This is a genomic window from Brevundimonas sp. UBA7506, assembly GCF_002479495.1.
Lineage (GTDB): Bacteria > Pseudomonadota > Alphaproteobacteria > Caulobacterales > Caulobacteraceae > Brevundimonas.
Map to the genome: position 1 here is coordinate 36,900 of NZ_DLNQ01000008.1, position 22,998 is coordinate 59,897.

26 protein-coding genes are annotated in these 22,998 nt (G+C 67.4%); 10 read left to right on the forward strand and 16 right to left on the reverse strand.

Annotation, left to right across the window (positions count from 1 at the left end):
* Positions 1-75: 75 nt before the first annotated feature.
* A complete protein-coding gene (locus B3K53_RS07645) occupies positions 76-777 on the forward strand; it encodes an NAD-dependent deacylase (protein ID WP_292083585.1) in 702 nt (233 codons plus the stop codon).
* Here the strand turns inward: B3K53_RS07645 and B3K53_RS07650 are convergent.
* From B3K53_RS07650 to B3K53_RS07665, 4 genes are all read right to left on the reverse strand, one after another.
* Positions 774-1,097, reverse strand: coding sequence for a YnfA family protein (locus B3K53_RS07650; RefSeq protein WP_292083586.1), 324 nt, complete (start codon positions 1,095-1,097; stop codon positions 774-776). The two genes, B3K53_RS07645 and B3K53_RS07650, sit on opposite strands and share 4 nt — an antisense overlap.
* 144 nt (positions 1,098-1,241) lie before the next feature.
* Entirely contained in the window at positions 1,242-1,544 is a 303-nt protein-coding gene (locus B3K53_RS07655; protein ID WP_292083587.1) for a GIY-YIG nuclease family protein, read from the reverse strand.
* A gap of 157 nt (positions 1,545-1,701) precedes the next feature.
* Positions 1,702-2,487, reverse strand: coding sequence for an RNA methyltransferase (locus B3K53_RS07660; RefSeq protein ID WP_292083588.1), 786 nt, complete (start codon positions 2,485-2,487; stop codon positions 1,702-1,704).
* A gap of 166 nt (positions 2,488-2,653) precedes the next feature.
* Positions 2,654-3,685, reverse strand: a complete 1,032-nt coding sequence (locus B3K53_RS07665; protein WP_292083589.1) for a S1/P1 Nuclease — start codon at positions 3,683-3,685, stop codon at positions 2,654-2,656.
* A gap of 402 nt (positions 3,686-4,087) precedes the next feature.
* Here B3K53_RS07665 and B3K53_RS07670 point away from each other — a divergent pair, with 402 nt between their 5' ends.
* A complete protein-coding gene (locus B3K53_RS07670) occupies positions 4,088-4,642 on the forward strand; it encodes a 3D domain-containing protein (RefSeq protein ID WP_404621858.1) in 555 nt (184 codons plus the stop codon).
* Between the two features lie 74 nt (positions 4,643-4,716).
* On the opposite strand, the gene B3K53_RS07675 is transcribed toward B3K53_RS07670, so the two are convergent.
* From B3K53_RS07675 to B3K53_RS07685, 3 genes are all read right to left on the reverse strand, one after another.
* Positions 4,717-5,466, reverse strand: a complete 750-nt coding sequence (locus B3K53_RS07675) for an SDR family NAD(P)-dependent oxidoreductase (protein WP_292083592.1) — start codon at positions 5,464-5,466, stop codon at positions 4,717-4,719.
* An 81-nt stretch (positions 5,467-5,547) separates the two neighbouring features.
* On the reverse strand, positions 5,548-5,886 hold the full coding sequence (locus B3K53_RS07680) for an Mpo1-like protein (protein ID WP_292083593.1): 339 nt from the start codon (positions 5,884-5,886) through the stop codon (positions 5,548-5,550).
* 50 nt (positions 5,887-5,936) lie between these two features.
* On the reverse strand, positions 5,937-7,946 hold the full coding sequence (locus B3K53_RS07685) for a DEAD/DEAH box helicase (RefSeq protein WP_292083594.1): 2,010 nt from the start codon (positions 7,944-7,946) through the stop codon (positions 5,937-5,939).
* 222 nt (positions 7,947-8,168) lie between these two features.
* Here B3K53_RS07685 and B3K53_RS07690 point away from each other — a divergent pair, with 222 nt between their 5' ends.
* Positions 8,169-8,384 carry a flagellar basal body rod C-terminal domain-containing protein gene (locus tag B3K53_RS07690; RefSeq protein WP_292083595.1) on the forward strand — a complete coding sequence of 72 codons (216 nt, stop codon included), beginning with the start codon at positions 8,169-8,171 and terminating at the stop codon, positions 8,382-8,384.
* Positions 8,385-8,520: 136 nt separating this feature from the next.
* Here the strand turns inward: B3K53_RS07690 and B3K53_RS07695 are convergent, their stop codons facing one another.
* On the reverse strand, positions 8,521-9,210 hold the full coding sequence (locus B3K53_RS07695) for a winged helix-turn-helix transcriptional regulator (RefSeq protein WP_292083596.1): 690 nt from the start codon (positions 9,208-9,210) through the stop codon (positions 8,521-8,523).
* A gap of 57 nt (positions 9,211-9,267) precedes the next feature.
* Here B3K53_RS07695 and B3K53_RS07700 point away from each other — a divergent pair, with 57 nt between their 5' ends.
* From B3K53_RS07700 to B3K53_RS07715, 4 genes are all read left to right on the forward strand, one after another.
* Entirely contained in the window at positions 9,268-9,711 is a 444-nt protein-coding gene (locus B3K53_RS07700) for a VOC family protein (RefSeq protein WP_292083597.1), read from the forward strand.
* Between the two features lie 3 nt (positions 9,712-9,714).
* Positions 9,715-10,191, forward strand: coding sequence for an SRPBCC family protein (locus tag B3K53_RS07705; RefSeq protein WP_292083598.1), 477 nt, complete (start codon positions 9,715-9,717; stop codon positions 10,189-10,191).
* Positions 10,188-10,679 carry a VOC family protein gene (locus B3K53_RS07710; protein ID WP_292083599.1) on the forward strand — a complete coding sequence of 164 codons (492 nt, stop codon included), beginning with the start codon at positions 10,188-10,190 and terminating at the stop codon, positions 10,677-10,679. The genes B3K53_RS07705 and B3K53_RS07710 overlap by 4 nt, the downstream gene beginning before the upstream one ends.
* A 152-nt stretch (positions 10,680-10,831) precedes the next feature.
* Positions 10,832-11,185: a DUF1428 domain-containing protein gene (locus B3K53_RS07715; protein WP_292083600.1), complete on the forward strand. Its 354-nt coding sequence runs from the start codon at positions 10,832-10,834 to the stop codon at positions 11,183-11,185.
* A 42-nt stretch (positions 11,186-11,227) separates the two neighbouring features.
* Here the strand turns inward: B3K53_RS07715 and B3K53_RS07720 are convergent, their stop codons facing one another.
* On the reverse strand, positions 11,228-12,193 hold the full coding sequence (locus tag B3K53_RS07720) for a DMT family transporter (protein WP_292083601.1): 966 nt from the start codon (positions 12,191-12,193) through the stop codon (positions 11,228-11,230).
* Positions 12,194-12,301: 108 nt separating this feature from the next.
* Between B3K53_RS07720 and B3K53_RS07725 the strand changes: the two genes are divergently transcribed.
* On the forward strand, positions 12,302-12,790 hold the full coding sequence (locus B3K53_RS07725) for an Lrp/AsnC family transcriptional regulator (RefSeq protein WP_292083602.1): 489 nt from the start codon (positions 12,302-12,304) through the stop codon (positions 12,788-12,790).
* Positions 12,791-12,832: 42 nt separating this feature from the next.
* Here B3K53_RS07725 and B3K53_RS07730 read toward each other — a convergent pair whose 3' ends face one another.
* From B3K53_RS07730 to B3K53_RS07745, 4 genes are all read right to left on the reverse strand, one after another.
* Complete coding sequence (locus tag B3K53_RS07730) at positions 12,833-13,111, reverse strand: DUF2798 domain-containing protein (protein WP_292083603.1); 279 nt, start codon at positions 13,109-13,111, stop codon at positions 12,833-12,835.
* Positions 13,112-13,340: 229 nt separating this feature from the next.
* A complete protein-coding gene (gene rpoD, locus B3K53_RS07735; RefSeq protein ID WP_292083604.1) occupies positions 13,341-15,275 on the reverse strand; it encodes an RNA polymerase sigma factor RpoD in 1,935 nt (644 codons plus the stop codon).
* A gap of 75 nt (positions 15,276-15,350) precedes the next feature.
* On the reverse strand, positions 15,351-17,234 hold the full coding sequence (dnaG, locus tag B3K53_RS07740) for a DNA primase (protein ID WP_292083605.1): 1,884 nt from the start codon (positions 17,232-17,234) through the stop codon (positions 15,351-15,353).
* A 127-nt stretch (positions 17,235-17,361) separates the two neighbouring features.
* Entirely contained in the window at positions 17,362-18,498 is a 1,137-nt protein-coding gene (locus B3K53_RS07745) for a patatin-like phospholipase family protein (protein ID WP_292083606.1), read from the reverse strand.
* A gap of 196 nt (positions 18,499-18,694) precedes the next feature.
* Between B3K53_RS07745 and B3K53_RS07750 the strand changes: the two genes are divergently transcribed.
* Together B3K53_RS07750 and B3K53_RS07755 are read left to right on the forward strand one after the other, a co-directional pair.
* Positions 18,695-18,961 (forward strand): hypothetical protein, encoded by a 267-nt coding sequence (locus B3K53_RS07750; RefSeq protein ID WP_292083608.1) that lies wholly within the window; start codon positions 18,695-18,697, stop codon positions 18,959-18,961.
* Between the two features lie 79 nt (positions 18,962-19,040).
* Positions 19,041-19,505, forward strand: a complete 465-nt coding sequence (locus tag B3K53_RS07755; RefSeq protein WP_292083609.1) for a hypothetical protein — start codon at positions 19,041-19,043, stop codon at positions 19,503-19,505.
* Between the two features lie 3 nt (positions 19,506-19,508).
* Here the strand turns inward: B3K53_RS07755 and B3K53_RS07760 are convergent, their stop codons facing one another.
* The 3 genes from B3K53_RS07760 to B3K53_RS07770 all read right to left on the reverse strand — a co-directional run bounded on the left by B3K53_RS07760 (position 19,509) and on the right by B3K53_RS07770 (position 22,998).
* Positions 19,509-20,366 (reverse strand): hypothetical protein, encoded by an 858-nt coding sequence (locus B3K53_RS07760; protein WP_292083610.1) that lies wholly within the window; start codon positions 20,364-20,366, stop codon positions 19,509-19,511.
* Positions 20,367-20,451: 85 nt separating this feature from the next.
* On the reverse strand, positions 20,452-21,615 hold the full coding sequence (carA, locus tag B3K53_RS07765; RefSeq protein ID WP_292083611.1) for a glutamine-hydrolyzing carbamoyl-phosphate synthase small subunit: 1,164 nt from the start codon (positions 21,613-21,615) through the stop codon (positions 20,452-20,454).
* 87 nt (positions 21,616-21,702) lie between these two features.
* The gene (locus B3K53_RS07770; protein ID WP_292083612.1) at positions 21,703-22,998 is read right to left on the reverse strand and encodes an amino acid permease; all 1,296 of its coding nucleotides are present in this window, start codon (positions 22,996-22,998) and stop codon (positions 21,703-21,705) included.

The window sequence follows — 22,998 nt, forward strand, 5'->3', positions numbered from 1 at the left end:
CCCCCGCCACGTCCCACCCAAGGTCCGCGCCATGATCGACTGGCTGCACGATCGTCTCGCCCAAAGGAGCCCCGCATGAACCTCGTCGTCCTGACCGGCGCCGGCGTCTCGGCCGAGAGCGGCGTGCCGACCTTTCGCGCCTCGGACGGCCTGTGGGAGGGGCATAGCATCGAGGAGGTGGCGACGCCCGAGGGGTTCGCGGCGAACCCGGCCCTGGTGCAGGACTTCTACAACCAGCGACGGCGGCATCTGGCCCGCGTGCAGCCCAACGCCGCGCACCGCGCCCTGGCCGATCTGGCGGCGCGGTGGCGGGGCGACTTCCTGCTGGTGACGCAGAACGTCGATGATCTGCACGACCGGGCGCACGTCGAGACGCCGCCCGCGTCGGGATTCGAGCTGATCCACATGCACGGCGAACTGTTGAAGGCGCGCTGCACGGCGTCCGGCGTCGTCTGCGATTGGACCGGTGATCTGGAGGCCCGGCACGCCTCGCCGCATCATCCGCAGGGGACTTTACGCCCGCACATCGTCTGGTTCGGCGAGATGCCGCTTCAGATGGAGCGGATCGAGGCGGCGCTGGACGCCTGCGACCTGTTCGTCTCCATCGGTACCTCGGGCGCGGTCTATCCGGCGGCGGGCTTCGTGCAGTCGGCGCGGATGGCCGGGGCGCGGACGGTGGAGATCAATCTGGAGCCGACGCAGGGCGCCCGCCTGTTCGACGAGGGCGTCTATGGCCCCGCCACTGAGGCCGTGCCGGCCTTCTGCGCGGCGCTCTAGCCTCGCGGCCCGAACAGAATGACCCCCGCCCCGATCAGGCAGACCGCGCCGCCGATCAGGTCCCAGCGGTCCGGCGTCGCCTTCTCGACCAGCGCCATCCACGCCAGCGAGGCGACGATATAGACCCCGCCATAGGCCGCGAACGCCCGCCCCGCCGTCTCGGCCGGAACCAGGGTCAGCAACCAGGCGAAGGCGATCAGGCTGAGCACGCCCGGAACCAGCCAGACCGGCGACCGATCCAGCTTCAGCCAGGCCCAGAAGGCGAAGCAGCCGCCGATCTCCGCCAGGGCGGCCAGCGGATAGATGAGGGCGAGTTTCATTTTATCTCCGTCATTCCGGGGCGGCGCAGCCGAACCCGGAACCCAGGCCGTTCAACACACAGGGCGGCGACAGGACAAGACGCGGCCGGTTCAGCCCTCTGGGTCCCGGGTTCGCTTCGCGCCCCGGGATGACGGCATGAGAGGTCAGTCATACCAATCCGCCGCCAAGTCTTCCCAGACCGGGTTGGCGGCTTCGATCAACTCCAGCTTCCACGCTCGCCGCCATTTCTTGATCTGCTTTTCGCGGGCGATGGCTTCGGTCATGCCGAGATGCGGCTCGAACCAGACCAGACCCTTGCAAGCATGGTCATCGGTGAAGCCCTTGAACGTCCCGAGCTTGTGCTTCCACACCCGGTCGTGAAGGTCGCTGGTGACGCCGGTGTAGATCGTGCCGTTGCGGCGGCTGGCCATGATGTAGGCGGCGATGATCGCGTCTGGATTTCGCACTCTCGCCTCCCCCTGCCGTCATTCCGGGGCGCGCAGCGAACCCGGAACCCAGGCCATTCAGCACGCAGGACGCGAACAGGACAAGGCGACGACATCTCAACCTTCTGGGTCCCCGGGTTCGGCTGCGCCGCCCCGAGGATGACGGAGGGCAGTGGACCTACTCCCCCTTCTTCGCTTCCGCCGCGCGCTTCTCGGCCAGCTTCGCCAGCACCCGGCCGCGGCCCTTGGCCAGGGCGTGGATGGCGCCGCGCATGGTGGCGACTTCCTGTTCGGTGAAGGCGGCGCGGCCCAGCATGACGCGCAGGTTCTGGCTCATCGACGGCTTCTTCTCCGGCGGATGGAAGAAGCCGCCGGCCTCCAGCTCGGCCTCGAAATGCTCGTACATGCCGATCAGCAGTTCGTTCGACGCGGGCGGCTCGCCCTCGCGGAAGCGCGGCGGCGGGGCGTCGAGGATGAGGGTGCGCCACTCATAGGCGTTGATGGCCACGGCCTGGGCCAGGTTCAGCGAGTGGTGCTTGGGGTCGATCGGGATGGTGGTGATCCCGGCGCACAGGGCGATGTCGGTCGTCTCCAGCCCCGCACGCTCGCCGCCGAACAGCAGGCCGGTCTTCAGCCCCGAGGCCGTGTCGTCATAGAGGATGCGGGCGCTCTCGCGCGGGGTGCGCACCGGCTGGCGCGTCTCGCGCGGGCGGGCGGTGGTGGCGAAGACGGTGTTGAGGTCATGGATGGCCTCGGCCACGCTGTCGAAGACCTTTACGCCCTCCAGCACCCAGTCGGCGCCCGAGGCGGTGGCCCAGGCGCGGTCCTGGGGCCAGCCGTCGCGCGGGCTGACCAGCCGCAGTTCCGACAGGCCGAAGTTCGCCATGACGCGGGCGACCGCGCCGATGTTCTCGGCCATCTGGGACTTGTCGAGGATGACGACGGGGGGCGTGAGTTCAGTCATGGGGCTCTGTAACCCTTCTCCCCTTGAGGGAGAAGGTGGCCCGTAGGGTCGGATGAGGGGTGTCGGGGCAGAGGTCAGACAGGAAGCCGCGGCCCAGCTTCCTCGCACCCCTCATCCGTCAGGCTTCGCCTGCCACCTTCTCCCTCAAGGGGAGAAGGAAGCGGGATCAGTCCTCGCCGATCATCGAGGTCCAGGGGTCGACCGTGCCGGCCTCGACCTCGGCCACCTTGACGGCGGGCCAGCCGATGGAGGCGGTCGCGCTCTCGCGCCAGCTGAGGATGATCAGGTCGCGCAGTTCCGAGGCGCCGGCCGCCAGACGCTCGTTGACGAAGGCCGCGCCGCGCGGGTCGGCGTCCTTGAAGCCGCCCGCCTTCTCCAGACGGTAGAAGGGAATGACCGTGCCCAGGGTGGTCTTCAGATAGCCCGCGGTGCGGGCGCGCAGGTCCAGACCCGACACCTGCGGCTGGCTCATGGCCGCCTCGACCGTATCCAGGCGGGCGACGCGCGAGGTGAACTCGCCCTCGAAGATGCCATGGGTGCGACGCGAGTTGGTGAAGCCCTCGGGGTTGGGATAGTCGCCCCAGCCGTTGAAGTGGATCGAGGTGTGGTGCGGCTGCGAGCCGTCGCCGACGTAGTGGGCCAGGACGCCGATGTCGCGCAGGATCAGGGCCTCGCGGCGCTCGCGGTCGGCGCGGTACCAGGCCTTCTTGCCCGGATCCGTCTCGCGCGCCTCGGCGGCGGTCAGGACGCGCCAATAGGCGAAGTCGCGCCCCAGGTTCTGATAGGCGTCCATCAGGGCGTAGGGCAGATAGCCGACCTCGTCGATCTTGATGCCCGCCTGAACCAGGGCCGTGTCGAAGTCCGACTTCAGGCGCGGCAGGGCGTCGATGTGCGGACCGTTGGCCGTCATCGCATGACCGTTGTCGTCGAAGTCGATGAAGTGGGCCGTGTCGCGCTCGCGGTCGTGCGGCTGACCGGCGCCCTTCCAGCGGTCGGGCTCGCGCGCCAGTTCGCCGACGTCGGCGATCGCGCCCGGCGTGCGCAGGAAGGCCGGCAGGTCGTCGCTGAGACCCCGCATGGCCGCCACGCCGATCAGGCGGTGGCCGGTGTTGCCCCAGGCGTCCACATGAACGGCGGGGGCCGCGACCAGCATCAGGGCGGCGGCGGAGATCATCAGGCGTTTGACTTGGCGCTTCATCGCAGGACACCGGCGGAAAAATTCGTGGGGAAACGACCGCTTATCCCATTCCCGGCCGCGCCTCCACCCATGCCGGTCGCCACGTGGCCGCGCGATCACGCGACCGTTATCTTGAACCGAAACGCAGACTTTCTTCGCAATAAAGTGTTACACACCCAGACTTAGGTGTTAACCGAACAGCTGATCCGCATAGTATAGAAGCCGCACACATCGAATACTGTTTTCGTTGCTGCCACATATGCTGTGACATTTGCACGATATGCTCATGCGCCTGTGGACTAATCGAACAATGATCGTACTTCAGACGCACGCCTGATCTCAAGCGACACGTTTTCGCCACAATTGACGGCCAAAAACCGGGGGCCGGATCGTGTCGGGACCGGTGCTTCCTGAGTCTGTTCGATGCTGAACACAGCCGCTGCGCTTGCCATGTTCTGGGCTATGGCCTTCTCCGGTTCCGGAGAGCCTCAACCCTATGAAGCCGTTATCGCTAATGAAACGGCTGCAATGGAAACCGCCGCGGCGGATGAAAGTTCCATCGACGCTTCCGCCCTCTCCGCCGAACAGGCCGAGCTGATGGCGGGCGAACCCGACTGGCGCGCCTCGGCCCGCCTCTATCACGCAGGCGGCGGCGGCGCGACGGGCAACGACTCGCTCGGTTGCCGTCCGATCGCCATGCGCACGGTGGCCGTCGATCCCCGCGTCATCCCGCGCCGCACCAAGCTTTTCATCCGCGAAACGGTCGGCCTGCGCATGAGCGACGGCACGATCCATGACGGCTACTGGTACGCCTCGGACACCGGCGGCGCGATCAAGGGCGCCAAGATTGACCTCTACACCGGCCACGGCCGCGGCTCGATGCAGCAGGCCCGCAGCCTGAATATGAAGACCCTGACCATCGCCGACGCGGGCGACTTCGACGGCTGCCCCCCGGCCTGGGAAACAGCCTCGAACTAAGGGCGGCCTCGCCCCACCGACAAAAAAGGCGACCGGAGCGATCCGGTCGCCTTTTTGCTGCGCCGAGCGCCCCGTCAGACCTTGAAGGACAGGAAGCCGTCATCCACCGCCACGGTCGAACCGTTCACCGCACTGGCGGCGTCGGTGAAGAGGAAGGCCACCACGCTGGCGACCTTTTCCGGCTGGATCAGGCGATTGTGCATGTGCTGGGCGGCCAGAGGGGCCTTGGCCGCCGGATCGTCGCCCAGGATCGGGGTGTCTATGAAGCCAGGCGCCACGCCCACCACGCGAATCCCGTGCTCCGCCAGTTCCAGCGCACCGGAGCGGCTCATCGAGACGACCGCCGCCTTGGCCGCATTATAGTTGAAGCTGCCGCGCGCTGCGATCGAGCCATAGATGGAGGCCGTGTTGACGAAGGCGCCCTTCACGCCCAGCTCGACCATCTTCCGCGCGCCGTACAGCAGACCATAATAGACGCTGTGCTGATCGACCTCGATCACCTTCAGATAGTCGGCCGGCTCCATCTCGAGGAAGGGCTTCACCAGACCGATGCCGGCGTTGTTGAACATGCCGTTCAACGTGCCGAGCTTTTCAACGGCGAAGTCCACCAGCGCCTTCACCTCATCCGCCTTCGAGACATCGACCTTGAAAGCATGAGCCCTGCGCCCCAGCGCCTGAACCTCGACGGCCACAGCCTCGGCGCCCGCGACGTTGAAGTCTGCGACGATCAGGTCCGCGCCCTTGCGCGCCAAAGCCAGACAGGCTTCGCGCCCGATGCCGCTGGCGCCGCCCGTGACGACAATGACCTGGTTCTCGAGTTCCATACGCGGTCTCCTTCTTCCGAAAGCGTGACCGACATATAGGGGTCCAAGGTGACGCTTCGACCCGACCGCACAGGGTCGTGATCAGAACTTCCGCTTACCGCTCACCGTCTCGAAGAAGAGACGGAAGTCGCCCATCAGGCTCCACAGCGGATATTTGAAGGTCGCCGGACGGTTCTTCTCGAAGAAGAAATGCCCGACCCAGGCGAAGCCGTAGCCGACCAGAGGCATGGCCAGCAGCCACCAGGCGTTGCGCGTGACGCAAAAGGCCGCGAAGGCGGCGATCACCAGCCCCGTCCCGACCACATGGATGCGGCGGCAGGTCCGGTTGGAATGCTCATGGATGTAGTAGGGATAAAACGCGGAAAAGGAGGGGTAGCGCCCCCCGTCATCGCTTCCAGTCTGCGGTTCGCGTGCGGTCATGGCCGCAGCCTGCCCCCGGATTGAACCGGGGGCAAGTCAGCGATCAGCGGTCAGTCGAAGCGCTTGCCGCTCTTCGGCCCCTTGGGGCCCTTGGCGAAGGGCTTGCCGGCCGGCTTGAAGCCCGGCTTGGCGCCGCCCTTGAAGTCCGACTTGGGCTTGAACGGCTTCTTGGCGCCCGGCCCCTTGGCGAAAGGCTTCTCGTTGGGCTTGTCGAAGAACTGGCTGCTTTCCGGCGCGTCGGCGCGGGGGGCGTAGGGCTTCTTTTTGAAGGCCGGACGCTCGCCGTCGGCCTCGCCTTCGCGCGGCTGCCACGGCTTCTTCTTGAACGGCGGACGACCGCCCTCGCCGTCCTCGTCGCGACGGAAGGGCTTCTTGGCATAGGGACGCTCGCCGCCTTCGTCACGACGGTTGCGCGTCCCGCCCTTGAACATGCCCGAATGCGGGGCTTCCGACGGCGTAATGTTCGCCTCGTTGGTGTTCATGGCCGCCAGCTTCCTGAAGGCCTCGACGTGGGTGTTGGCGATCTCGAAGCGGGTCTCTTCGGGGAAGGTCTTGATCGAGCCGATCTGCTGCTTGGTGATGCCGCCGATGCGGCAGATCATGGGGATCAGCCACTTGGGATCGGCGTTGCGGTTGCGGCCGATGTCCATGCGGAACCAGGACACCTGGTCCGGCTGCAGACGCTCGAAGGGCGAGGCCCCGGCGGCGAAGGCGTCGCCGCTCTCGCCGCGCGGCTTGCGCTGCGGACCCTGGCCCGGATCGACCAGATCCTCGGGAGCCGGCAAGTCCTTGCGCAGCAGGACCAGCAGGGCGCGGGCCAGGTCTTCCGCCGTGCGCTCGGCGACCAGCTTGGCGATCAGGCCGACGTCGTCCTCATTGCCTTCCTCGGCGAAGACCGGGGCGGCCAGCAGGCGCTGCTCGTCCTTGGCCAGGATCTCGTCGGCGGTCGGGGCGCCGGCCCAGGTCGCCTCGACGCCCGCCGAGCCCAGCAGCATCTCGGCCTTGCGGCGACGGCTGCTCGGCACCAGCAGGATGGAGGTGCCCTTCTTGCCCGCACGGCCGGTGCGGCCCGAGCGGTGCAGCATGGTGGCCTTGTTGATCGGCAGTTCGGCGTGGATCACCAGACCCAGGTCGGGCAGATCCAGACCGCGCGCGGCCACGTCGGTGGCGACGCAGACGCGGGCGCGGCCGTCGCGCAGGGCCTGAAGCGCGTCGGTGCGCTCGCGCTGACCCATTTCGCCCGACAGGGCCACGGTGGCGAAGCCGCGCTCCAGCAGCGACGACTGCAGGTGACGCACGCTGTCGCGCGTCGAGCAGAAGACCAGGGCGCCCGGCACCTCATAGAAGCGCAGCACGTTGACGACGGCGTGCTCGATCTCGTTCGGGGCGATGCGCAGGGCGCGGTATTCGATGTCGCTGTGCGGCTGGCTGCGGTCGACGGTGTCGATGCGCACGGCGTCGCGCTGATAGCGCTTGGCCATCATGGCGATGTCGCGGGCGATGGTGGCCGAGAACAGCAGGGTGCGGCGTTCAGCCGGCGACTGCTCCAGGATGTATTCGAGGTCCTCGCGGAAGCCCATGTCGAGCATCTCGTCGGCCTCGTCGAGCACCAGCACCTTCAGCGCCGACAGGTCCAGGTTGCCGCGGTCGATGTGGTCCTTCAGGCGGCCGGGGGTGCCGACCACGATGTGGATGCCGAAGTTCAGGGCGCGGGCTTCCTTGCGGGCGTCCATGCCGCCGACGCAGGTGGTGATCTTGGCCTTGGATTCGCCGTACAGCCATTCCAGCTCGGCCGAGACCTGCAGCGCCAGTTCGCGCGTCGGGGCGATGGCCAGCATCAGCGGCGCGTCGGCCGGACCGAAGGTTTCGTTCTCGCCCAGCAGGGACGAGGCCGCCGCCAGGCCGAAGGCCACTGTCTTGCCCGATCCGGTCTGGGCCGAGACCAGCATGTCGGCCTCGCCATGGCCTTCCAGAACCGCCGCCTGGACGGGGGTGGGCTCGGCATAGCCCTTGTTGGCGAGAGCGCGGTCTAGCGCGGGGTGGATCGCGGGAAAGGGCATATACGACCTGAAAAAGAGCAAGGCGGTCGCCGAAACGACCGCGCCCGGCCAAGGCGAACAGCCGGCCGGGCGATGAGGAGGCGGTCTCTATACACCAATAACGGCCCCGATGCGGCGGTTTTCCGCAAAAAGACCGTCGTTCACCACGCTTGTTCAGGCGTCATTGACCTCAAAGCCACGATCCTGACCGTCCGCAGAGTTCATTTCGCCCGGAGACCGATCATGACGATCCCGCCCCTGAGCATCGCCGCCGCCGGAATGCAGAACGCCGCCAACCGCTTCGAGGCCAGCGCCCGGCGCACGGCCACCGGTTCGCTGGACAACCTGGCGGTCGAGGCGGTCGAGCAGATTCGCGCCAAACAGGACTTCTCCGCCAACGCCGCCGTGGCGCGGACAGCAGACGAGATGACGGGGACGTTGCTGGATATTCTGGTCTAGAGTCAGACTCCTTCCCTCCGTCATCCTCGGGCTTGACCCGAGGATCAAGCGTGGGAGCGCGCTCGTCCTATCGACGTTGAGCAGACGGAGAACCCGATCCTCGGGTCAAGCCCGAGGATGACGGCGCAAAATAGATCTACCCCGCCTTTTCCGGCAGGTGGAAGAAGTCGATGAAGCGGGCGAAGACGTCGCGGTCGCCCTCGATGGTCATCGCCCCCTCGCCTTCCAGCGCCGCCAGCGGAACCTTGCCATAGACGGCGGCCGCCACCACTGGCGGGACAGCGCGCACCACGACCTCGGCCTCTTCGGGCTCACCGCGTCGCGTTTCGATCTGGCCCTCGGCCACGCTCACCACCATGCGGTCCTCGTCCAGGGCGAAGCCCAGACGCATGACCGCGCCCGCAGCCTTCGACGGATCGAACATGGTCTCGAACGACTGCATGATCGACACCGCGCTGATCGGCAGGGTCGGATCGTGCAGGGGCGAGCGCGCGGCCCAGCGGCCCAGCACCATGAAGACCGGCTTGATCTCATAGCCCCAGTCGGTCAGCTCATAGACCTGGACCGAGGCGGGCCGCGGCAGCTTGCGGCGTTGAACGATGCCCGAAGCCTCCAGTCCCTCCAGCCGCTGCGTCAGGACGTTGGCCGACAGGCCGCACAGGTCCTTGCGCAGGTCGCTGAAACGCCTCGGCCCCATCATCAGTTCTCGTATGACCAGCAGGGCCCAGCGCTCGCCGATCAGGTCGAGGCCGTGCGCGGCGCCGCAGGCGTCGTGATAGCGGCGGGAACGGCCGGCGGACTCTTTAGTTACTTTTTCTAACTTCATGGTTGACTAACATAACACGATAGGACACCGTTACGCCAGATCAGGGAGGATCGCCACATGACCAAGCTCATCTTCGTCAATCTGCCTGTCACCGACCTGCCGCGCTCCGTCGCCTTCTACGAGGCCGTGGGCGCCGCGAAGAACCCCATGTTCTCCGACGACACCGCCGCCTGCATGGTGTTTTCGGACACCATCCACGCCATGCTGCTGACCCACGAAAAGTTCTCCAGCTTCACCGACCGCGCCATCCCGGACGCGAAACGGACGGCCCAGGTGCTGATCTGCGTCTCCGAGGACAGCCGCGACGGCGTGGACGCCGTGATCGACCGCGCCGCCAAGGCCGGAGGTCAGGCCGACCCCAATGCGAAACAAGACTACGGCTTCATGTACGGCCGCAGCTACGCCGACCCGGACGGCCATATCTGGGAGGTCATGTGGATGGACCCCGAGGCCGCCGCCGAGGGCCCCGAAGCCTTCGCCGCCCAGGTCGGGGGCGGCTGAGCCATGGCCGACCTGTTTGAACTGAGCGTCAGCCGCGTCTTCAAGGCCTCGCCCGAAACCGTCTGGCGCGCCTTCACCCAGCACGGGACGGAGTGGTTCACACCCCGACCCTGGACCACGCCCCAGGTCGACTACGACCTGCGCCCCGGCGGCCGCGCCGACATCGTCATGCAGTCGCCCGAAGGCGAGCGGCATGAGTATCGCGGCGTGGTGCTGGAGGTGATCCCCGGCCGCCGCATCATCACCACCGGCGCCATGACCGAGGGCTGGATTCCGCAGCCGGGCGAGATGAACTTCGTGCGCATCGACACGTTTGAGCCCGAAGGCGACGGCACCCGCTACACCGCCCGCGCCCGCCACTGGGACGACAAGGCCATGCAGACCCACGCTGAAATGGGCTTCGAACCCGGCTGGGGCGCCGCCGCCGATCAGCTGGGCGAGGTGGCCGAGCGTCTCGCCGCACAGGAGGCGACGTCATGAGCGACAAGATCATTCCCTGCATCTGGTACGATCTGGGTCAGGCGAAAAAGGCCGCCGAGTTCTATGTCTCGCTGGGCCTGGCCGACAGCCGCATCGACCGCGTTGCGACCAGCCCGACGGACAACCCGTCCTCCCCCGAGGGCGCCGAGCTGGTGGTCGAGTTCACCCTGGACGGGCGGCCCTATATGGGCCTGAACGGCGGCCCGACCTTTCCCCAGACCGAGGCCGTCTCCTTCATGATCATGACGGACGACCAGGCCGAAACCGACCGCCTGTGGGACGCCATCGTGGGAAACGGCGGGGCCGAAAGCGACTGCGGCTGGTGCAAGGACCGCTGGGGCGTCAACTGGCAGATCACCCCGCGCCGCCTGATGGCCTTCTTCAGCGACCCGAACCCCGCCCGCGCCAAGGCCGCCTTCGAGGCCATGATGACGATGAGAAAGATCGACATCGCCGCCATCGAGGCCGCTGCTGACAAGATTGCGTAAACGGTCAAGCTAGGCTGCACGACCCGCGAGCGACCTGTCGCCTTCCACCAAGACGCCAACCACGCCTGCTGCAACTATCCACTCTGCCCCTTCATGCAGCGAGCCGCCGCGCGGCGAGCGATAGGGGCCAACCACAAAGAGGAGACACCCCGATGGCCTACATCACCGGCTTCCTGACCCCCGTCAAAACCGAGAACAAGGACCGCTATGTCGAGTCCGCCCGCGTCGCCTGGCCCCTGTTCAAGGGCTACGGCGCTCTGGCCCATGTCGAGAACTGGGGCGAGGACGTGCCGGACGGCAAGGTGACCAGCTTCCCCATGGCGGTGAAACTGGAGGACGGCGAGGTCGTGGTCTTCTCCTGGCTGATCTGGCCCGACAAGAAGACCGCCGACGACGCCTGGGCCAGGATGCAGGAGGACCCCGCCATGGCGAACATGGACATGCCCTTCGACGGCAAGCGCATGATGTGGGGCGGTTTCGAGACCGTCTTCGACGAGCGCGCCTGACGACGAGCGCGGGGCCGGTCGCACGCCGGTCCCCGCGCCTCTTCAGTGGGCGCTGTCTGGCTTGGTGCGGTGAGCGCGCAGGCATGTCGCCACGCCCAGGACCACCAGAACAAAGGCCACCGCCTCCATCGCGGTCGGCAAGCGCTGTTCCCAGACGAAGCCGTAGATCAGGGCGAACAGGGTCTCGAACAGGATCATCTGGCCGACCAGGGTCAGCGGCAGGAGGCGGCTCATCCGGTTCCACAGGTTATTGCCGACGATCGAGGCCAGCACCGCCACGCCGACCGAGACCCCCGCCAAACGCATCCAGTCCCCGGCTTCGTGCTGCGCGCCCGAGGCGGTCAACAGGGCGACCGGCAACAACAACAGGCTCTGCGCCCCGGTGACGACACCGGTCAGCAGGTTCCAGTCGTGGGCTGACACCGTCTTCAGCTGACGCAGTCGCCGCGCGTTTTTCACAGCGAAGAAGGTCCAGGAAGCCAGGGCGCCGATGGCGCAGCCGAAACCGATCAGGCGCGTGCCGTGTGCGGCCTCAGCCGGCGCAGCCAGCGCCTGCCAACCGATGCAGACCGCGCCCGCGACGCAGAGCAGCAAGGGCAGATGCAACCGCCTCAGCGGCACGGCGCCTTGGTCGCGACTGCCGATGATCGTCACCGCCACCGGCAGAAAACCGATCACAAGGGAGGTCATGGCGATGCCGCCGGTCTGCACCGCCCCTGACAGCAGGATGTAGTAGAGGGTGTTGCCGGTCAGGGCGAGCCAGAACAGGTTCAGCCAATCGGCGCGTCCGATCCGCTCCGCCACCGCCTTCCATCGCGGTGCCAGCAACAGCCCGGCGATCAGGCCATAGGCGAGATAGCGGCCCACCGTCAGCTGCAGCGGATTGAAGTCCCGCGCCAGCTCCGGCGCCAGGAAGACCAGGCCCCACAGCGCGCCCGCCCCGACGCCGCAGGCCACGCCGACCGCCGTCCGGTTGTTTCGCCCCTGATCGATGATGTCCGTCGTCATTTCCGGTTCCCGCCTGGCTCGGCGGCGAGCTATACCAAGGGGCGGACGGGGCGTTTCCTCTCGATCACGGGCCCAAACGCAACAAACACTCGCACAACAAGATCGCCAATGGCCGGACGAACCGCCTCTCCCCAGCGCCCGCTCGACAGCTTTGATCGCGCCATCCTGCGGATCATCCAGCGCGACGCACGAACCCCGCAGCGCGCCATCGCCGAAGCCGTCAACCTGTCCGCCGCCGCCGTGCAACGGCGCATCGCGGCCATGGAGGCCAGCGGCGTCATTCGCGGCAATGTCGCCCTGGTGGACCCCAAGGCCCTGCCCCTGACCATCACCGCCATCGTCGAGGTCTATCTTCAGGACGAGCGGGCCGAGACGGTCCAGAACGCCAAGGCCCGCTTCCAGAGCGAGCCGGAGGTGCAGCAGTGCTACTACGTCACCGGCGGCACCAGCTTCATCCTGATCGTCGTCACCACCGACATGGCGGCCTATCAGGCGCTGACGCAGCGGCTGTTCGAGGAGAACGACAGCGTCAACCGCTTCCGCTCGCTGATCGCGCTGGACCGGGTGAAGACCGACGCCCCCCTGATCATCCCCTGACATGGGAAAAGGGCGGCCCCGACGGACCGCCCCTCCCCTGCCTCAGCCCTTCGGGGCCTCGACCACCAGACCGACGATCCGGCGCACCAGCGGCAGGATCAGCAGAAGGGTGGGAAAGGCGACCAGCCAGGACAGTCCCCACGCTGACATCCAGACGCCAGGGAAATGCGGAGTAAGGCCCAGACTCCGGGCCGTGGCTATGGCTGACACCACAAGGGTCATCAGCAAGGACAGAACCAGCGGGGTGACCAGAGTCGCATAGCGCGCCGGCAGGCGACGCAGGGTGATGAAGGCAGGATAGCTCATTGAAAGCAGTCTCATGAATGAGGTCGTCGGCCGATATGCATCCGCCCGGTGAACGGGCTGTTCCGGCCGGGACCGGAAGATGCGTTGCCTGACGTGAGACGCTTACGGCCTTCACAAGGAAGACGAGATCGACCTATCGCACCACCAGGTCCGAGACAAGGTCGCCGGCGCCGCCTGCGCCCGAAATGAAAAACGCCGGCGAGGTCGAACCCCGCCGGCGCTGATCTTCAGACGGTCGGACCGATCAGCTGTCCAGGAAGGACCGCAGCTTACGCGACCGCGAGGGGTGCTTCAGCTTGCGCAGGGCCTTGGCTTCGATCTGACGGATCCGCTCGCGGGTCACGCTGAACTGCTGGCCGACTTCTTCCAGGGTGTGGTCGGTGTTCATGCCGATGCCGAAGCGCATCCGCAGGACGCGTTCCTCGCGCGGGGTCAGCGAGGCCAGGACGCGGGTGGTGGTTTCGCGCAGGTTCGACTGGATGGCGGCGTCGATCGGCAGGACGGCGTTCTTGTCCTCGATGAAGTCGCCCAGGTGGCTGTCTTCCTCGTCCCCGATGGGGGTTTCCAGCGAGATCGGCTCCTTGGCGATCTTCAGGACCTTGCGCACCTTCTCCAGCGGCATGGCCAGCTTTTCGGCCAGTTCTTCCGGGGTCGGCTCGCGGCCGATCTCGTGCAGCATCTGGCGGCTGGTGCGGACGATCTTGTTGATCGTCTCGATCATGTGCACCGGGATGCGGATGGTCCGCGCCTGGTCGGCGATCGAACGCGTGATCGCCTGACGGATCCACCAGGTGGCGTAGGTCGAGAACTTGTAGCCGCGACGGTACTCGAACTTGTCGACCGCCTTCATCAGGCCGATGTTGCCTTCCTGGATCAGGTCCAGGAACTGCAGGCCGCGGTTGGTGTACTTCTTGGCGATCGAGATCACGAGGCGCAGGTTGGCCTCGACCATTTCCTTCTTGGCCTGACGGGCTTCGCGTTCGCCCTTCTGCACGGTCTGGACGATGCGGCGATAGTCGTCGATCGGCAGGCCGGCCTCGGTCGCCACGGCGGCGACGTCGCCGCGGATCTGGGCGATCTGGGCGGCCTCGACCTCGCTGAACTTGGTCCAGCGCACGCCCATTTCCTTGATGCGGTCGGTCCAGTTCGGATCCAGTTCCGAGCCGAAGTAGGCCTTGAGGAACTCCGGACGCGAAATGCCGTAGCTGTCGGCCAGACGCAGCAGGCGGCCTTCCAGCCCGATCAGGCGCTTGTTGATCGCGTACAGCTGCTCGACCAGGGCCTCGATGCGGTTGTTGTTCAGCTTCATCGTCTTCAGACGATCGCTGATGGCCGCAGTCAGGGTCTCATAGGCCTTGTGATCCTTGGCGCTCAGCACCTCGCCCTTCAGGCGGGCCTCGACCAGCTTGTCCTGCAGCTTGCGGAAGCCGCCGAAGTCGGCCGCGATGGCGTCCAGAACTTCCATGACGCCGTCGCGCAGTTCGGCCTCCAGGGCCGAGATCGACATGCCGCCGCCGTCGTCGAAGTCGTCCTCGTCCTCATCCTCGCCTTCGCCCTCGGGCTTCTCGGCGCCGGGCGCGGGGGCCTCGCCGGCCGGGGGCTGGTTGTGCGGCAGGGACGAGGGATTGAGGATGCCGTAGGTGGCGTCCAGGTCGATCACTTCGCGAAGCAGGATGCGGTTGTTGGCCAGTTCCTCGCGCCAGACCATGATGGCCTCGAAGGTCAGGGCGCTTTCGCACAGACCCGAGATCATGGCGTCGCGGCCGGCTTCGATCCGCTTGGCGATGGCGATCTCGCCCTCGCGGCTCAGCAGTTCGACCGAGCCCATTTCGCGCAGATACATGCGCACCGGGTCGTCGGTGCGGTCATAGGCGGACTTGGCGGGGGTCTCCGCCACAGCCGTTTCGGCTGCCGTGGTGACTTCCTTGCCCTCGACATCGGCGGCGTCTTCCTCGGCCTCGACGACGTTGACGCCCATCTCCGACAGCATGGCCAGGGTGTCTTCGATGGCGTCCGGGGTCACTTCCTCGGACGGCAGGACCTTGTTCAGCTCCTCCATCGTCACATAGCCGCGGGCCTTGGCCTGCTTGATGAACTTCTTGACGCCGGCGTCCGTCAGATCGAGCAGGGGCCCGTCGGAATTGGCTTCGGTTTCCTGCGTCTCGGTCTGCGCGCTCATTCAGTCTGTCTCCACGACCGCTAGGGGGTGATCAGTCCCCTGCGGCGAAAATACAACGCCCGACGACTTCGTTGGTTACGAAGAAGCCGCGTCTTCCCAAATCGTTCCGGTCTTGATGGCCCGTCGCAATGCATCGCGCTCGGCTTTCACCAGGGTGAAGGCCGAGTTGTCGAACGCCTTGTGGGCATCCGACTTTGCTGACGCCAGCGCCTGCTCCAACGCCGCTACGCGGGTCAGAGCGTCGAACGCCTGCGACCACCGGATCCTCGCCTCGCCGAGGGGCTTGTCTGCAGCCAGGAATGGCGCGCCGGACTTCGCCGCCGCCTTCTCGACCTCGTGCATCAAGGCATCATGACCCGAGTGGGCCAGATGGCGTCGGATCGCGGCAGAGTCAAGGCTCTGACCGGAAAACCGTAGCCGCACCAGTTCCTGCGCCAGTCCGTCCAGGGCCGGGTCGCCGAATCCATGTCGGGCAATGGCCTCCAGATGGTCGTCCATCCGCTCGGGGTCATCGACGGCTCCGTGGGCCAGGGCGGCGGCCACCGGCTCGATGGAGCGGAACAGGGCCTGCATGGCCTGAGCGCCCTCGGCCGTCTGGCCCAGCTTGGGCGGCGGACCGCGCCAGCGCCCGCCGGGTCCGGGTCGCCCGCCCTGCTGGAAGGTCTGCTGTTGCTGCTGTTGACGGGGGAACAGGGCGTCGAAGCGCTCGAACAGGTCGCGCCGGTACTGCTCGGCCAGATCCTTGTCCTGAATGGCGCTGGCCGCCTGACGCAGACGCCCCTTCAGCCCCGCCTTGCGTTCCGGCGTGTCCAGCGGCTCGGCCTCGACCTCGCGGCGGAACAGGACCTCGATGAAGGGGCGGGTCTCGTTCAGGGCGTGGCGCAGGGCCGGCGCCCCCTTGTCGCGCAGGATGTCGTCCGGGTCCTGGCCGGCGTCCAGCAGGGCGAACCGGAAGGACCGGCCCGACTTCAGCAGCGGCAGCGACCGCTCGATCGAACGATAAGCGGCCCGCAGCCCCGCCGCGTCGCCGTCAAAGCACAGCACCGGCTCGGCCGAGACCCGCCACAGACGTTCCATCTGCTCCTCGGTCAGGGCCGTGCCCATGGGCGCGACCGCAGGCAGGCCCGCGCGCTGGCAGGCGATGACGTCCATATAGCCTTCGACGACGATGATGCCCTGCTCGCCCCGGCTCTCGGCCCCCAGGATGCGGCGCGCCTCGGGCAGGCCGTAGAGGGTGGCGCCCTTGTGAAACAGCGGGCTCTCAGGCCCGTTCAGATACTTGGCCCGGTCGTCGGGGTTCATGGCCCGTCCGCCGAAGCTGACGATCCGCCCGCGCGCGTCCAGGATGGGGAACATCAGCCGGTCGCGGAACCGGTCATAGGGAGCCCCGCCGCTTTCCGGCGAGATCAGCATCCCCGCCTCGACCAGATCGCCAGGCCTGGCCCCGCGCTGGATCAGGGCGTTCTTCAGGCCCTCACGGTCGTTGGGCGCATAGCCCAGGCCGAAGCGTTCCCACTGGTCCTCGGGCAGGCCGCGCTTTTCCAGATACTCGCGCGCCGCCTTGCCGACCGAGCGACGCAGGTTGGCGGCGAACCACTTCTGGGCCAGGTCCATCCAGTCGGTCAGACCCTGCTTCTTCGCCTCGCGCTCGGCCGACTGCGGGTCCTCGGCGGGCAGCTGCATCCCCGCCTCCCCCGCCAGCCGCTGCACCGCCTCGACGAAGCTGAGCCGCTCGGTCTCCTGCAGGAAGCTGATGATGTCGCCGTGCTTGCCGGACGAGAAGTCGTGGAAGAAGCCCTTGTCGTCGTTGACGAAGAAGCTGGGCGACCGCTCCTTGGAGAAGGGACTGAGGCCCACATACTCGCGCCCCTGCCGCTTGAGCTTCACCGTCCGGCCGATGACGTCGGACGGGCGAAGGCGGGCCTTCAGTTCTTCAAGGAAACGATCGTCGAAACGCACGATCTCAGACACTCCGGCGCGACGAAGAGGGGAAGGGCCGCCGCGACCCCAAGACATGGCCGTCCCCGGTTGTGTTTTCCACAGCCTGTGAAGATCGAGGAGAACCGCGTCGCTTTTGGACGCAGGCCTATTTCCACGCCTCGCCGGTGCGGCCGAGGGCCTCGCCCAGGTTATAGACGGCGATCATCGACTCCTGGCTGAAGTCCAGGCTGTCGGCCCCGTCGAAGTCCTCGGGGATGGCGGCGACGTGGAATTCCAGCCCGTTGCGGCTGGCGAAGGCCCGGTTGGCGGCGAGGGTGGCGCGAAGTTGGCCGCCCAGCACGGCGTCCAGACTGCGGGTCAGGACCGGAATGGCGGCGTCGCGGGTGACGGCGAAGCGCGGCGCGTCCTTGCCGTTGACCACGACATGCAGGCGCGCGCCCTGGAACACGCCCGACACGTCATCCCAATTCCACATGATCTGCGGCAGGGCGACGAAGGGGTTCATCACCCCGCCGTCGACGTGCATCTCTTCGAACACCGCGCCGCGCCCCTGCGAGCGGATCATGACGGGGGGAAAGGCGCCGGGAATACTGGCCGAGGCAATCAGGACGTCGCGAAACAGGGCCAGGGCCTCCGGCCCCCCGCGCTCGGCGATGGCGCCCATGTTCCAGATCACGCCGCGCTGGGCGTCCAGATCAGTGGTGGCGACCAGCAGCAGCCGGCCCTTGGCGTGCTCGGCCGCGACCTCGGCGAGCAGGGCCTCGTCGACGTTGTTCTCCACCAGCTGGCGCAGCGGCAGGCCGCTGAATACGCCCGAACCGACAAAGGCACGCAGCCCCCTGCTCTTGAGCAGGCCCGTGGCCTCTCCGCCGGTATAGGCCTCCTTCAACCGCGCATCCCAGCGCGGCCCCAGAAAGACGAAGGGCGCGGCCAGGGCCCCGGTCGACACCCCGGTCACCACCTCGAAATCCGGCCTCTGGCCGCTGGCGGTCCAGCCGTTGATCAGGCCGGCGGTGAAGGCGCCGTTGGCGCCGCCGCCCGACAGGGCGATCAGGTCGAAGTGGCCGTCCGGCCCCTTCGGCACGCCCTCGCCCAGTTGTTGCTCGATCTTCTGGGCCGCCGCCTCATCCTCGACCGAAAAGCGGACATTGGGAAAGCCCAGGGGCGACGCGGCCTCGCGCTCGTTCAGGCCGAAATCGCTGCGCGCTCCGCTGGCGCAGGCCGACAACAGCAGACCGGCGCTCAGGACGACCGTGACCGTCCGCATCAGGCTGAAACTCATGAGCGTCCTCCAAGGCGCGCCATCCTAGGCGCTTTCCATGACAGGAGGAAAAGCCTCTCCCCGGAAAAACCGCGTTAGGCTTTCATTAACCAAGAAGGCCGCGTCGGCCTCGCTATCGTCCGAATGCGAACGAAGTCACGCGCGACAACAGACCTATCCACAGCCTGTGGATTGATTTGCTTTACGGAAGCTCCCGATGTTCATCGCCATCGCCCGCCCGGCGGTGGAGCCCCGAGGCCCCGACGCCGTCGCCGTCCCCGGCTCCCCCGCCGTTCCGAACCTGACGCCCCGCGCCCTGCATGCGCGCCTGCTGGACAACGCCGCCGCGCGACGTCGCCGCGGACTGGAACGCAAGCAGGCCCGCCGGACCGACGACGCCGCCTACTGGATTTCCGCCGCGCCGATAGCGGTGCGAAAGGCCTGCGAACTGCGGCGGCATTCGACTTTCGTCGTACTGCCCTAGGGCTTTTGCAACCGCTCGAATTACAGAAAAATTCAGAGATCGGGCGCAAACCGGCGGAACGTTCCTATCCGAGTTTTCCATGCCCGACGCCGATCATCCCCACGCCGCCTTTCTTCGTCCCATTCTTGAAGTGATGGCGGAACGACTGGGGGGCGCCGTCATCCTGCACGCCGCTCCCAGCGGCGAGGTCCTGGCTGTGACGGGGGGCGTGCCGGGCCTTGAGATCTGCGATCCGATCGGCGCCCGTCCCGAGGACTACGCTGACCGCTTCCAGGTCTTCGCCCAGGACGGCTCGGTCGCCCGCTTCGACGACCTGCCGGTGGTCCGCGCCATGAAATCGGGAGAGCCGATCACGGACGAGGTCTGGCTGCTGGGCGGTCAGGCAGGCCCGGTGCCGGTCTTCGTCGATTCCTATCCGCTCAAGGGCGAGGACGGCGCGGTCATCGGCGTGGTCGCCACCGCCACCGATCCCAAGCGCTGGAGCATTCGGGCTGAGCGGATGAAGCAGTCGATCTCCATTCGCGACGGCTTTATCGGCGGCTGAACCCTAGCGGATGTCGGGCAGGCGCCGCTCGACCGAAGCCGCCGTCTTGCGCCGCCAACGCGTCCAGCCGCCCGGCCCCTTGGCCACGCGGTCCGGCAGGGCCTGGCTCCAGCGCGCGCGCATGGCCTCGACCAGCTCGGGACAGCGGTCGTACTGGTGCACCACAGGGCTGACGCCGCCGTTCGGATTGACGATCAGTCCGTCCTTCAGACCGACGCCGTCCGAGGCCATGCCGATGGTGGCGACGCGGCGATAGTTGTCCTGAACCTGCGCCGGGATCAGGCCATAGCCGACCGCCAACGCCAGCGAGGCCTGATCGACGCCGAAGCCGCCGCCGACCGCCGACCGCGGAATGGCCCCGAGGGTGAGAATCAGGCGGCACAGACGCGCCGCCTCCTCGGCCGGACCGACGATGGTGCCGGCGCAGATGCAGGGCCGGTCCTCCAGCTGCTCCGCCAGAGCCTCGCCGGCGAGGGCGCGCAGATGCTTGATCTGGAAGGCGTGGTCGGCCATGCGGCCGGTTTCATACTCGACGAAGACCTCCAGCCCGGTCGGCGCCGGGGCGAAGGGCTCGCCCTGGAAGACCACATCGCGCACGTCGGTCATCAGCACATGGCGCAGACCGGGCCGCGCGGCGATGTAGCGCTCATAGGCCGAGAAACGCGCCACCACCGGCTGCGGCGTCCATGCGTCGCTCGGCGTGACCACGACCGCTTCCACGTCATGCGCGGCCAGGAAGGCCAGCAGGGCGGGATCCTGATGCACGAACAGGGCGACCCCGCCGGAATAGACCGACCGCAGCGAGCGCACGAAGGCCTCGACGTGCTCCACCCCATAGCCTGTGGCGTAACCCAGAACCATGTCCCGCGCGCCCGCCTCGCCGACGGAGACGGGCGCCGGGCGCAGAACCGCGCCCAGCCAGTTCAGATAGCGCGAACGGGCGATATCAGGCGCCCTTCATCGTCTCGATGAAGCGGTTGAACAGATAAAGGCTGTCAGTGGGGCCCGACGAGGCTTCCGGGTGGTGCTGCACGCTGAACACCGGCTTGTCCTTCAGGGCGATGCCGCAGTTGGTGCCGTCGAACAGGCTGACGTGGGTCTCGACCACGGCCTCGGGCAGGCTGTCGCGGTCGACCGTGAACTCGTGGTTCATCGACACGATCTCGACCTTGCCCGTGGTCAGATCCTTGACCGGGTGGTTGGCGCCGTGGTGGCCCTGATCCATCTTCACGGTCTTGGCGCCGAGCGCGATGGCCAGCATCTGATGGCCCAGGCAGATGCCCATGACCGGCTTGCCGCTGGCGACCAGCTTCTGGATTTCCGGCACCGCGTAGACGCCGGTCGCGGCCGGGTCGCCCGGGCCGTTCGACAGGACCACGCCGTCCGGATTGCGAGCCAGGATGGCCTCGGCCGTCGTGTCGGCCGGCACCACCGTGATCTTGACGCCGGTCGAGGCCAGGGCGCGAAGGATGTTGCGCTTCACGCCGTAGTCGATGACCACCACCGACTTGTCGCCGAGGCCCGGCTTGGCGTAGCCGGCCGGCCAGTCCCAGAGACCCTCGGTCCAGTCGAAGGCCTGGGTGGTCGAGGCGTCCTTGGCCAGGTCCAGGCCGACCAGACCCTTCCAGTCGCGCGCCTGGGCCACCAGGGCGTCCAGATCGAACTGGCCCTCGGGATTGTGGGCGATGACGGCGTGGGGGGCGCCCTTGTCGCGGATGATCTTGGTCAGGGCCCGCGTATCAATGCCGGCCAGGCCGACGACGCCGCGTGTCTTCATCCAGGCGTCCAGGCTGCCGGTGGCGCGCCAGTTGGCGGGTTCGGTCGGCACGTCGCGGAAGATGGCGCCGCGGGCCGCGCGCTCGGGCGCCCCGCCGATCTGCTCGACGTCTTCCATGTTCACGCCGACATTGCCGACGTGGGGGAAGGTGAAGGCCAGGATCTGGCTCATGTAGGAGGGGTCGGTCAGGATTTCCTGATAGCCCGTCATCGAGGTGTTGAAGACCACCTCGCCGAGGACCGAACCGACCGCGCCGACTCCAATGCCTTGCAGGATGGTGCCGTCAGCGAGCGCAAGGACGCCAGTGGCGCCGGACAGAATCTGGGTCGTCATGGCGCAGGCTCCTAACAATGAATACGGGCAGACAAACGGCGGCGTCACTAAAGAGATGCCGGGGCGGGGTCAACCGCCCTTGGACCTTTAGACCTTCTGGGTCTTTCGCACCCAGACCCAGGCCAGGCTGGTCAGGGCGAAGAAACCGACGCTGGGCAGGATATAGCCGCCGGCCGCCGCCGCCACCGCAAAGGCCGAGAAGACCACGCCGACCACCGCCAGGGCGCGCCATCCGGCCTTCCGGGTCAGCTTCCACAGCGTCACCGAGCACAGGGCGTAGAGGCAGAGCGTCAGCACCGAGGTGACGCCGATCAGGACGCCGAACTGCTGACCCAGCGTCGGCTGGGCGCTGGCGACGACCATGACGCTCATGACGACGCAGTTCAGGATCGGGTTGCTGAGCGGGGTCTTGCCCTTCTGCGCCCCGCCGAACCAGCGCGGCATCCAGCCGGCCTCGGCGGCCCCGCGCGAGGTCTCGCCCGCCAGCATGGTCCAGCCGGCGATGGTGCCCAGCACCTTGATCACGGCGCAGGCCGCGACCAGACCGGCCACCGACGAGCCCATCACCCGCGCCACCAGATCGGCATAGGGGCTGGTCGAATGAACCAGGACGTCGGCCGGAATGACGCCGAAGACAGCGACGCTGGCCGCGACATAGACGATAAAGGCCAGGGCGACGCCGCCCAGCGAGGCGCGGCCCACGTCGACCGAGGGGTTCCTGACCAGGCTGGACAGGGCCGCGGCGCTTTCGACCCCCAGGAAGGCCCAGAAGATGATGGCCAGCGAGGCCGGGACGGTCTTCAGCAAGGGCTGGTCGCCGGGGCTCCACGAGGCCGCGAATGTGTCGCCGCTGAAGGCCATGGCCCCGGCGATGATGGCCAGGACAATGGGGATCAGGCCGAGGCCCAGGGTGATGGCGCCAAAACGCGCCGCCGTCCGCGCGCCCGAGGCATAGGCCGCCGAGGTCAGCCAGATCAGGGCCAGATTGCTGACCGCCGCCCACAAAGGCTCCTTCAGCGCCGGAATGAAGAAGGCCAGATAGCCCGTGCCCGCCACCGCCAGAGCCACATTGCCCGCCAGACAGGCGGCCCAATAGGCCAGCCCCGTCTGATAGCCGATGAACCGCCCCATGCCGCGCCGGGTGAAGTCCGACAGGCCGTCGGCATCCGGCTGCAGCCGGCCCAGACCGCCGAACACCAGTGCCAGGGTCACGGCGCCGAGGCCGCAGATCAGCCAGCCGATGATGCTGCTGCTGCCCGTCGGCGCCAGGGTCGCGGGCAGCAGATAGACGCCCGAACCGATCATGTTGCCGGCCACGACGAGGGCGGCGAGCGCCCAGCCGATGCGGTGCGGCGGGTCAGGCAGGATTTCCGTCTGGGTCAT